The 11,524-nt window shown below is 69.7% G+C and carries 8 protein-coding genes; 2 read left to right on the forward strand and 6 right to left on the reverse strand.

The genetic code is table 11. The features are described from left to right. Positions 1-150: 150 nt before the first annotated feature. Positions 151-2,247, reverse strand: a complete 2,097-nt coding sequence (locus K2Z83_RS12445) for an alpha-galactosidase (protein WP_220595508.1) — start codon at positions 2,245-2,247, stop codon at positions 151-153. Between the two features lie 118 nt (positions 2,248-2,365). Between K2Z83_RS12445 and malQ the strand changes: the two genes are divergently transcribed. Beyond that, the gene (gene malQ / locus K2Z83_RS12450) at positions 2,366-3,868 is read left to right on the forward strand and encodes a 4-alpha-glucanotransferase (protein WP_220595509.1); all 1,503 of its coding nucleotides are present in this window, start codon (positions 2,366-2,368) and stop codon (positions 3,866-3,868) included. Between the two features lie 163 nt (positions 3,869-4,031). Further along, a complete protein-coding gene (locus tag K2Z83_RS12455) occupies positions 4,032-7,550 on the forward strand; it encodes a CHAT domain-containing protein (protein ID WP_220595510.1) in 3,519 nt (1,172 codons plus the stop codon). A gap of 40 nt (positions 7,551-7,590) precedes the next feature. Here the strand turns inward: K2Z83_RS12455 and K2Z83_RS12460 are convergent, their stop codons facing one another. The 5 genes from K2Z83_RS12460 to K2Z83_RS29015 form a co-directional block, all read right to left on the reverse strand. After that, positions 7,591-8,616 carry a Gfo/Idh/MocA family protein gene (locus tag K2Z83_RS12460; RefSeq protein ID WP_220595511.1) on the reverse strand — a complete coding sequence of 342 codons (1,026 nt, stop codon included), beginning with the start codon at positions 8,614-8,616 and terminating at the stop codon, positions 7,591-7,593. Positions 8,617-8,881: 265 nt separating this feature from the next. After that, complete coding sequence (gene moeB, locus K2Z83_RS12465; RefSeq protein WP_220595512.1) at positions 8,882-10,036, reverse strand: molybdopterin-synthase adenylyltransferase MoeB; 1,155 nt, start codon at positions 10,034-10,036, stop codon at positions 8,882-8,884. After that, on the reverse strand, positions 10,029-10,313 hold the full coding sequence (locus K2Z83_RS12470; RefSeq protein ID WP_220595579.1) for a MoaD/ThiS family protein: 285 nt from the start codon (positions 10,311-10,313) through the stop codon (positions 10,029-10,031). Before K2Z83_RS12470 ends, moeB begins: the two co-directional genes overlap by 8 nt. Before the next feature lie 136 nt (positions 10,314-10,449). After that, positions 10,450-10,917 carry a M67 family metallopeptidase gene (locus K2Z83_RS12475; protein WP_220595513.1) on the reverse strand — a complete coding sequence of 156 codons (468 nt, stop codon included), beginning with the start codon at positions 10,915-10,917 and terminating at the stop codon, positions 10,450-10,452. Between the two features lie 58 nt (positions 10,918-10,975). Beyond that, a partial coding sequence (locus K2Z83_RS29015) for a PLP-dependent cysteine synthase family protein (RefSeq protein ID WP_255603840.1) occupies positions 10,976-11,524 on the reverse strand: 549 nt, incomplete at its 5' end.

Here is an 11,524-nt window from a genome sequence, read left to right on the forward strand (position 1 = left end):
GCCTGCTGGCCGGCTCGGTCAAGGGGTAGAGCACTGAGGGGCTGAGGGGCTGAGGCACTGAGATTCGATCTCAGCGCCTCAGCCCCTCAGTAATTCAGTGCCTCAGTGATTCAGCGCCTCAGTGATTCAGCGCCTCAGTCCCTCAGCGCCTCAATCCCTCAGTGCCTCAGTGATCCTCCTTGCTGTGCTGCCGAAGTCTGCAAGCTCCAACGTCAGCCCGGCCTCCATCCAGGCCCGCCCCGAGCGGGCACCCGCGAATCCCTCCACCTCGTAGCGCGCGTCCGGGTCGAGCCCGCGCAGATAGATCGGCGGCAGGTTGGCCGGACGCGGGATGTGGGTGCGGAAGGCGAACAGCACGCCCTCGGCCTTGTCCTTGCTCACATACTGCACCGCCGAGAAGGCGTGATCGTGGGGTGAGCGCAGCCGGTACATGTCGCCCTGGTGGACGATGTGGCGGATCGCTTTGTACAGGGCGATCAGCCCCGCCGCCTCGGCCCGCCGCGCCGCGCCCCAGTGGACGAGGTGCCCGCCCACGCCCAGCGAGCCGCACATGCTCACGTGGAAGCGGAACGAGAGCGGCAGGTACTCCGGCCCCATGTCCGTCACCCAGGACTCCATGGTGCTGGCCGGGAAGACCTGGCTGAAGCCCTCCTGGATCTGCAGCCGCGCCGTGGGCTCGGTGTTGTCGCTGGCCCAGATCTGGTCGGCCAGCCGCAGGATGCCCAGGTCGGCCCTGGCCCCGCCGCCCGAGCAGCTCTGCCAGATCACCTGCGGGTGCCGCGCGCGCAGCGTCCCCCAGATGTGGTAGAGCCCCTGGACGTAGCGCACCCAGATCTCGCGCTGGTCGCCCGGCGCATCGGGCCAGCCCGGCTCGCTCACGCTGCGGTTCATGTCCCACTTGATGAAGGCGATGTTGTGCTCCGTCAGCAGCCGGTCGATCGTGTCGATCAGGTATCCCTGCACGTCCTGGCGGGCCACGTTGAGGATGAGCTGGTTGCGGCCCTCGGTGCGGGCGCGGGTCGGGAAGTGGATGACCCAGTCGGGGTGGGCTCGGTACAGCTCGCTGTCGGGGTTGACCATCTCCGGCTCGACCCACAGGCCGAACTGCATGCCCAGGGCGTTGACCTGGGCGATCAGCGGGGACAGCCCGCTGGGGAACTTCACCGCGTCGGGCCACCAGTCGCCCAGGCCGGCCCGGTCGCTGGTGCGCCCGTGGAACCAGCCGTCGTCCATCACAAACAGCTCGACGCCCATCTCGGCGGCCAGCCGGGCCAGCTCCACCTGCGAGCGCTCGTCCACATCGAACAGGGTGGCCTCCCAGGAGTTGTAGAGCACCTGGCGGACGGCGTCGCCGTGGGGCAGGAGCTGCGCGCGGACGAGGTCGTGGAAGCTCCGGCTGGCCTTGCCGAAGCCGGCATCGCTGTAGCCGGCGAAGCTGCTCGGCGTCACGAACTGCTCGCCAGCCCCCAGCCGCCAGGCGAAGTCCCAGTCGTTCAGGCCGATCTTCACCCGCGTGGTGTCGAAGTCGGTCACCTCGGCCACGATCTTCCAGTTGCCGCTCCAGGCCAGCGCGCCGAACCAGACCTGGCCCGAGTCCTCGTCGGCGGCCCCGCGGTCGATGGCGAACCAGGGGCTGTGGTGGTGGCTGGTGTTGATCCGGCGGCTCTCCAGCACCTTGAGCCCCTGGACGAGCGGCTCGCGGCGCAGGTTCATCTCGTCGGCCCAGCGGCCGGTCAGGTGGCTCAGGCGGTAGCCGCTGCCCGGCGGCAGGTGCCACTCGGCCGAGAGCATGCGCTCGATGCTGATCGGCGCGTCGCCCTCGTTCGTGGCCGTCGCCCAGCGCTCGATCAGGTCGTGCGCGTGGTGGACGCGGTAGTGCAGGGTGACGCGCAGCGGGTAGGCCGTGTCGCGCAAGATGATGCGCAGCTCGGGCTGATCGCCGTCGCGCTGCTCGGCCGACTCGAAGCGCAGCACTACATCGCGCACCCCGTCGGCGAACGTCACCTTGATGCACGGGTCGATGAAGGTCTCGCCCGCGTAGCCGGGATACTCCTCGGGGGTGCTCTGGGCCGCGCTGTTGAACGAGGCCCAGGCGAGCGGGTTCGGCGCGGGCGGGTAGTCGTCCGGCGATGTGAGCCGCCGGCCCCAGTAGCGGTGCGTCAGCAGCCCGGCCGCGTTCAGCCCCAGCGCGTACCCCGTCGTCGCCGTCTCCAGCACCCAGCCCTGATCGGTTGTGTGAATTGACATAAAATATTTGCTCCGCACCATCCCGGCACCGCATGTGCAGGTCGGCGGCTACGCCGCCCTGCACATGTAGTATGCTACAATAGCCCGCTGTTACCATCATACGCCATGGAGAGGCACTATGGACTTCCCCCGCTCGAGCGGGATCCTGCTTCACCCGACCTCACTGCCCGGGCCGTGGGGGATCGGCGACCTGGGCTCCGCCGCCTACCGCTTCATCGACTTCCTGGCCGCCGCCGGCCAGCGCCTCTGGCAGGTGCTGCCGCTCGGCCCCACCGGCTACGGCGACTCGCCCTACCAATGCTTCTCGGCCTTCGCCGGCAACCCGCTGCTGGTCAGCCTCGACGAGCTGATCGCGCACGGCCTGCTCGGCCAGGTCGAGGTTGAGGCCGCCGCCCGCGCCGCCGGCGACCTCGGGGTTGATCACGTGGACTACGGGTGGGTGATCGGCTTCAAGCTGGGCCTGCTGCGCGCCAGCTACGAGCGCATGCGCGACGGCGTCGCGATCGGGTTCGCCGACGCCTTCGAGTCCTTCTGCGCCGAGCAGGCCGGCTGGCTTGACGACTACGCCCTGTTCATGGCCCTGAAGGAGCAGCACGGCGGGGCGAGCTGGAGCACCTGGGCGCCCGAGCTGCGCTCGCGCAAGGCCGCGGCGCTGCGCAAGGCCCAGAGGGATCTGGCCGAGCCGATCATGGTCCAGAAGTACCTCCAGTTCCTCTTCTTCAGCCAGTGGGCGCCGCTGAAGGCCTACGCCAACGCGCGCGACATCAAGATCATCGGCGACGCGCCGATCTTCGTGGCCTACGACAGCGCCGACGTCTGGGCCAACCCCAAGCTCTTCTACCTGGACGATGAGGGCGGCCCGACGGTGGTCGCCGGCGTGCCGCCGGACTACTTCAGCGCCACCGGCCAGCTCTGGGGCAACCCGCTCTACCGCTGGGACCGCATGGCCAAGGACGGCTACGTCTGGTGGATCGCCCGCCTGCGCCAGACCCTCGCGATCGTCGATATTCTGCGCCTGGACCACTTCCGCGGCTTCGAGGCCTACTGGGAGGTGCCGGCCGCCGAGACGACGGCGATCAACGGCACATGGGTGAAGGGGCCGGGCGCGGCGATCTTCGCCCGCCTGCGCGAGGCCCTCGGCGAGCTGCCGATCATCGCCGAGGACCTGGGCCTGATCACGCCCGAGGTGATCGCCCTGCGCGAGCAGTTCGGCTTCCCTGGCATGAAGGTGCTCCAGTTCGCCTTCGGCGACGACTCGAGCAACGCCTACCTGCCCCATAACTACGCGCCGGGCTACGTGGTCTACTCGGGCACCCACGACAACAACACGACGCGCGGCTGGTTCCAGGACATCGGCGAGGAGGAGCGCGAGGCCGCCCGGCTCTACCTCGGCCGCGACGGCTCGGACATCGCCTGGGACCTGTTCCGCCTGGCGCTGATGTCGGTGGCCGATATATCCGTCGTGCCCCTGCAAGACATCCTGCGCCTGGGCAGCGAGGCGCGCATGAACACGCCCGGCCGCCCCGACGGCAACTGGGGCTGGCGCCTGCGCGACGACGCCCTCAGCGACGGGCTGGCCTTCGGCATCCGCCTGCTCACCGCCGCCTACGGCCGGGTGTAGCTGCGCACGGGGAGGATATGGGAGAGCTTCGCTCTCCCATAAAAAAATTGGTTCTGCTGCGGCGCGGCGTAGCCGCGCCGCAGCAGAGCTAATGTGGCATGTGCCTGCCGGGCACACAACATGTTCATCGCTCCTGCGCGCCAGGTTTCGGAGGCCAAACACTATGATCGACCAGCAGGAGAATCTCCTCACCGTCCAGGTCGGTGAGCGCGACGCTGATCGGCAGGCCTACCCGGTTCGCGTGACGCTGGGCGATGGCAGCGCGGCGAGCGACTGGCTGCGCCTGGGCGACCTGCCGCCCGCGCCAACCAGCTCGTCGGGCGCAGGTCTGTCGGCGTACGGCGTGCTGCTGTTCGAGCTGCTGTTCAGCGGCCCGCTGCACGGGCTCTTCCGCCAGGCCTGGATCATCGCCCAGCGCGAGCGGGGCGTGCTGCACATGCAGCTCTGGATCCAGAGCGGTGACGCGGCGCTCCAGGCCGTGCCCTGGGAGCTGATGCACATCCGCGAGGGCGCGGGCGCCCCCATCCCGCTGGCGGCGACGCCGCAGGTGGCCTTCTCGCGCTATGTGGACAGCGCCACGCCCTTCGGGCGCCCGATCGAGCGCTGGCCCCTGCGCATCCTGGTGGTTATCGGCGCGCCGGACGACCTGGCCACCCGCTGGCCCGATCTGGCGCCTGTGAGCTTCGATGCCGAGCGGGATCGACTGTCGAAGGTGCTGGGTGTGGTGAGCGCCTCCGGCCAGATCTCCTACCGATTCCTGCGCCCGGCCACCCCCGAGGCACTTGTCCAGGCCATGGAGGACGGCTACCAGATCGTGATCTTCTATGGCCACGGCCTGTATGTGCCGCGCAAAGGCACTAGCCTGCTGATGCAGCGCGAGGATGGCAGCTGCCGGCTGTTTGAGGCGGGCGAGCTGATCGACGCCCTGCGCCGCATCGGCAGCCGGCCCGCCCTCTTCATCCTCATCTCCTGCAACACCGCCGCCAAGAGCGCCGACCCGGCCCTCGATAATCTGGCCATCCAGATCATCCGCGACGGCAGCGTGCCCGCCGTGGTCGCCATGCGCGACCTGGTGGAGGTCGACCTGGCCCGCGCCTTCACCCAGTATCTGTGCGACTACCTGCTGCGCTACGGGGTGATCGACCGGGCCGTGGCCGCCGCCCGCCGCCAGGTGCTGGACCCGAACAGGGCTGGCTGGAGCACGCCGGTGCTCTATATGCGCAGCCAGGACGGGCGGCTCTTCGTGCCGAACGCGCAGCTGGAGTTCGCCCGCCTGCTGAGCAACGACCCGCAGATCCGCCAGGTGGCCGTGGCTGCGCCGGCCGGCCCGCGCCTGGCCCTGCTGCGCGCCCGCCCCGACGAGCAGCCCAACCCGCAGGACGCTCGCGCCATCCTCGACCAGCTCCTCGCCCTGGGTGGGCGGCAGCCCAGCCCCGCGCCGATCATCGTCAGCGGCGGCTCGCGGATCAGCCGCTCGCTGCTCCTCCAGCAGTGGGGCTGGCAGCAGAACCAATCTCAGGAGTCGGGGGTTGGGGGTTGGGAGTTGGGGGCCGAAGACCGGACAGCGCAGGATGTGGGCCCCAGCCCCCAACCTCCAGCCCCCAGCCCCCAACCTCCAACTCCCAACCTCCAACTCCCAACCCCCATCATCGCCGTCTACCTATCTCTGGCGGACGACCGGCGGCTCCAGGCGGGGGCGCAGATCGAGGATCTGCTGATCGACGCGGCTGCTGATGTGGACCCGGCCCACGGCGTGGCCCTGATGAACCTGCTGGGGGGTGAGCAGCGCAGCGCGGGCGCCCGCTTCGTGCTGCTGATCGACGGCTTCGAGGCGATCAGCCCGTCTATCCGCTCGGCCATCGCCACACGGCTCGACGGTCTGTCCCGGAGCCTACCCGACCAGCGGATCGTGATCAGCGTCGCGGAGCACGATGCGCCAGCGGCGCTACAGCAGGGCGATATGACCTGGCTGATGCTCAGCCCGCTCAGAGAGCGTCAGATGCGGGCCTACCTGGCCTACCGCGACCGTGTCCGCTCCCGGTCCCACATGCAGACGATCATCTCTAGCGGTATGCGCGATCTCGCCGCCGACCCGCAGCTGCTCACGGCGATCGCCGAGGATCTCGTCAACGGGGGCGGCGGCCGCCTCTCCCGCGACAGTATGCTCAGCGGGCTGCTCGACAAGCTGATCGACCGGGCGTCGGGGCCGACGGTGTCGCGGGTGGTCGTGCGCACGTGCATCTACGCCCTGGCGTGGGCGATGCACTGGGGCCATCGGGATAGCTTGTCGATCGCCGAGGCCTTCCAGGTGATCCGGGACGTCCCCCAGGATCGCAGCTATGCGCCCGAGAACATCTATCGGGCGCTGGTCAGCGCCGGCGCTCTGGTGGAGGTGGGCGGCATCAGCGTGCAGCTCAGCCACCTGGAGCTCCAGGCCTACGCGGCGGCGCGGGCGCTGCGGGGCAGGCCCGACATGCGCGAGCTGCTCGGCGATATTATGGTGATCGCCAGCTTCCCGTCCCGCCTGGCCTGGTGGAGCCCGGTGCTGATCGGGGTGGCCCAGCGCGTCGACACGCTGGGTGACCTTGCGCCGATCTGGGCGATGCTGCGCAGCGAGGTGAGCGGGCCGCAGGCCATCCTGGCCGCCCGCTGCCTGGGCGCCTTCACCCAGGCCCAGCGCCAGAGCCTCAGCCTGATCGCCCGGCTGCGGGCAAGGTCGGACGCCGATGATGAGCAGCGGGCGGCGCTGCTCGACAGCATCCTGATCGAGCTCAACCCGCGATTCGAGCCGAGCGCATCCTCGCGGGCTATGCTCGTCGAGACCCTGGCCCAGCTGCCCTACCCGAAGGTGCGCGAGGCGCTCCGCCGCCAGATTGGCGAGCGCGTCCTGTTGATTGACGACAACTGGCAGTACGACCGGCCGATGGTGCGTATGGCGGCGGCCCGCTCGCTGCGCGACATGACTGATGTCAGCGACGGCGACGCGCAGCTCAATGCGCTGCTGACGGACTGGCGCTGGGGCTGGTCGGGGCGGCTGCTGGCGGCGCTCGACGACCCGGAGCAGAGCACGGAGGCGCGTATCCTCGCCGCCCTGGCCCTGAGCGATCTGAGCGACCAGGATGGCGTGCAGCGGAAGCTGGTGGATCTCCTGCTGCGCGATGATGTCGAGGGGCCGAAGAAGGATTGGCAGGCGGTCCAGGCCGCCATCGCCGACGCCCTGGTGCTTGAGGCCGACGCGCAGCTCGCGGGCCTGATGTCCGTGGCCCTGGAGCGGCAGCCGAAGCTGCCGCTGCGCACCGAGATCCTGGCGGTCAACGTGGTGGGGGCCTGCGCCAGCCACGAGCCTGCCCTCTTGAGCTGGCTCTACGCCCGGCTCGACGGCGCGCCCATCCCGCTGATCTCAGGCATGGCCCGCCTTGCCCTGGCGCGGGCGCTGGCCTGCGGGCCGGTCGGCGGCATGCCGGGCACGATCGACAGCTTCCCGCAGCAGCTCGAGGCTCAGGCCCGCGCGATCATCGAGGAGGAGATCACCGCCGACGCGCCGATGGTGGCCACCCTCCGCCGGCTCGCGATCGAGTGCCTCGTCTGGCTGGGGGCCACGGGCGACGGGACGCCGCCGGAGGCGATCACCACATGGCCGGTGGCCCTGCGCCAGTCGTGGTGGGAGAGCGTCGGGGGGTGAGTGGTGAGTGTTGAGTGTCTCAACACTCAACACTCACCACTCATCCCCCGGCGCGGATGGCGTCCAGCGCCCGCTGGACGGCCAGCCCGTCGGCGAAGGTGGCCGCCGGCGCGAGGGCCGCGGCGTCGCCTGCCAGGGCCGCCTTGAGCGCGACGCCGAGGTAGACCGTCCCCTGGGGGAAGTCGCCGGAGATGCCCTCCGGGAAGTCCACCCCGTGCTCGGGCGTGATGTCGGCGAAGGCGCCGCCGGCGCTGCGCAGCAGGCGCCCGCCGACGAAGCGCAGCGCGCCCTCGACGCCATAGACCGTCGCGCTGTTCGGCTCGTCGTGGGGGGCCACCACGCTGGCCATGATCGTGGCCGTGGCCCCTCCGACGAAGCGCAGGCTCGCGGCCGCGTAGTCATCGGCGGTGACCGGGCGCGGCCGGCCGGAGTCGTCGGGGCGCTCGGCGATGAAGGTGTGGGTGATGCCGCTGGCCACGGCCACCTCATCGGACAGCAGGTAGCGCAGTGTGTCGATCTGGTGCGAGCCGATCGCGCCGAGGACGCCGCCACCCTGGGATGCGTCGCTCCACCAGCTCCAGGCGCGGCGCGGGTCGCTGCGCGAGCTGCTGAGCGAGCGGATCTCGGCGTGGCGCACCGCGCCGATCTCGCCCCGTGCGATAAGCGACCTGGCGAGCCGCAGGGCGGGCAGGAAGCGCAGCTCGTGGTCGATCATGGCCAGCTGGGCGGGGTGCGCCTCGGCGGCGGCGAGCATGGCCTCGGCCTCCGCCACGTCCATCGCCGTGGGCTTCTCACAGAGCACGTGCCGGCCGGCCTCCAGGGCCGCCGCGGCGATCTCGCGGTGCAGGCCGGGCGGGGTCACGATGCTGACCACGTCTACGTCGGGGCGCTCCAGGAGCGCGCGCCAGCTGGCGGTGTGCCATGCCACCCCCAGCTCCCCCGCGATGCGGGCCGTCTTGTCGGCCTGGCTGCCGGCCAGCGCCACCACCTCCAGTCCCGCGCCACGGAACGCCGGCACCTGCACCCGCGCCCCCCACCCCGTGCCGATAATGCCGATCCCGGTCATCTATACCTCCATGTAAGGGCTCATAAAAGAATAACTTCCCTCAGGCCGCTGAAGCGGCCTTCGTAACCGTAGCCGGGGCCTTCAGGCCCCCGGCACCCGCCCGGCGGCTGAAGCCGCGGGCTACTGGTACAAAGCCCGCTACACGGGCTGAAGGGTGAGGGAATTAATTCCTTTATGAACCCTAAGCATTGTAAGGCCGAAGCATTCGCCCAGCATGTATGCCGTATGCGGACATGCGTCAGGGGCGAATGCTTCGGCCCTACTTCTAATATTTTGCGACGCTGGGGTCGACGTCGTCTGACCAGCGCAAGATCCCGCCGACCAGATTCTTCACCTTGTGGAATCCGGCGCTCCTCAGCAGCTCCACGGCGCGGCCGCTGCGCATGCCGCTGCGGCAGTAGACCACCATCTCGACGGAGCTGTCGAGCTCGCTGATCCGCTCGGGCAGCTGGTCCACCGCGATCACCTTGTCGGTGCCGGGGATGCTGGCGATCGCGATCTCGTAGGGGTTGCGGACATCCAGCAGGAAGGGGCGGGCGTCGGACCGGAGCAGCTCGGCGAGCTCGCCGGGCGTGATCTCATACTGGTTGCTCAACGTATTCACCTCGGGGACAATCCCACAGAACTGGTCGTAGTCGATAAGCTCGGTGACGGTCGGGTGCTCGCCGCAGACGGGGCATGTGGGGTTGCGGCGCAGCTTCAGCTCGCGGAAGCGCATCTCCAGGGCGTCATAGAGCATCAGGCGGCCAACCAGCGACGTGCCGATGCCGGCCAGCAGCTTGATCGCCTCGGTGGCCTGGATGGTGCCGATCACGCCGGGGAGCACGCCGAGCACGCCGCCCTCGGCGCAGCTCGGCACCAGGCCGGGGGGCGGCGGCTCGGGGTAGAGGCAGCGGTAGCAGGGGCCGCCCTGCTTGGGGTAGAACACCGTCGCCTGGCCCTCGAAGCGGAAGATGCTGCCGTAGATGTTCGGCTTGCCCAGCATCACCGCCGCGTCGTTGGTCAGGTAGCGGGTCGGGAAGTTATCGGTGCCGTCGATGATGATATCGTAGGGGCGCATCAGGTCGAGCGCGTTCGCCGAGGTGATCTGCGTCTCGTAAGTCGTCACCTCGACCAGCGGGTTCAGGTCGGCCAGGCGTCGCTTGGCCGACTCGGTCTTGGCCACGCCGACGGTGGAGGTGCCGTGGACGATCTGGCGCTGCAGGTTGCTCGAGTCGACCACGTCGAAGTCCACCAGGCCGATGTGGCCGACGCCGGCGGCGGCCAGGTAGAGGGCCAGCGGCGAGCCGAGTCCGCCGGTGCCGACGAGCAGCACGCTGCCCTGCTTGATCTTGCGCTGGCCCGCCATGCCCACCTCGGGCATGATCAGGTGCCGCGAGTAGCGGGCGATCTCTTCGTTCGAGAGGGTTACGTCAGACATACATGCCCCCCGCGATCGCCGGGATGATGCTCACCACATCGCCGCCGGCCACCGGCGTCTCCTCGCCCTCCAGGTAGCGGATATCCTCGTCGCCGACGTAGATGTTCACAAAGCTGCGCAGCTTGCCCTGCTCGCTGAACAGGTGCTTGCCCAGGGTGGGGTGCTGCTCGACCAGTCCGCGCAGCAGCGCGCCGACCGTGTCGGCCTCCAGGGCCACGCTGGCGCTGCCGTCGGCGTACTGGCGCAGCGCGGTGGGGATCGTGATCGTCGCCATCAGACATACTCCTTACATACACTCATGCCGCCTGCCGGTGGGGGTGTGGGGCGGCGCAGCCGCCCCCACGATCCTGTATTGTTTGGGTTGTGCGGCGAAGCCGCACAACCCAAACAATACATGGGTTTAGGGCACAGCCCTAGACGAGCGCAAGCTCTTCTTGCTCAAAGCGCGCGCCCTCGGCGACGAGCAGCCAGGAGGCCACCTCGGCGGCCCGGCCGTCGCGCACCGACTGGATGACAAAGGCGAACCCGGTCCCCCCGCCGACCCCCTGGGCGCCCACCCGGTCGCGCTCGGAGGGCGTGGCCGGGTCGTCGGGGTGCGAGTGGTAGCAGCCGACGATGTCCATGCCGGCGGCGCGGGCCTCGCGGTCGGCCCGCAGGTAGTCGCGCGGGTCGAGGTAGAAGCGGTCGCGCCGCGACTCGGCGTTATCGGTATCGGCCAGGCTCACCTGCCCGGCCCAGCGGTTCTCGACGGCCAGGGCGCGCACGACCGTCTTCACATCGCCATCAAGCCCCCCGAGCAGCAGCCCGACGCACTCGTCGGGGTAGGTTGCCTCGGCGTGGCGGGCGATCGTCTCAGCGGCATCAGCAGAGAGTGTTAGCATGTATGGGTGCCCCTTGTGGGCTCCCACGAGGGGCGCCCTTACAGCTCGTCTTTAGGTATTAGATCCCCGCCCCCTCGATCAGATCTGTCTCCTCCCAGAAGCGCTCGCTGAGGTAGCGGGCGGCGCTGTCGCAGAGGATCGTCACCACCGTGCCCTCGCGCAGCTCGCGGGCCACGCGCAGCGCCGCCGCCACATTGGCCGCCGCCGAGATGCCGACCAGCAGGCCGGTGCTGCGGGCCAGGCGCCGGGCCATGGCGAAGGCGTCCTCGCTCGTCACCTCCAGCACCGTGTCGGCCAGGGATGCGTCGTAGATCCCGGGGACGAGGCGGGTGGTCTCCATGTGCTTGACGCCCTCAAGGGCGTGGTAGGGGCCGTCGGGCTGCACCGCGATCAGGTGGACGGCGGGGTTCAGCTCACGCAGGCGGCGGGCGGTGCCCATAAAGGTGCCGCTGGTGCCCAGGGCGGCCACAAAGTGCGTCACCCGGCCGCCCGTCTGCCGCCAGATCTCAGGGGCGGTGCTCTCGTAGTGGGCGAGCGGGTTGGCCGGGTTGCTGTACTGGTCGGGGTAGAAGTAGCGCCCGGGGCTCGCGTCCACCAGCGCGCGGAT

Origin of the sequence: Oscillochloris sp. ZM17-4 (assembly GCF_019599295.1) — a bacterium.
GTDB lineage: Bacteria > Chloroflexota > Chloroflexia > Chloroflexales > Chloroflexaceae > Oscillochloris.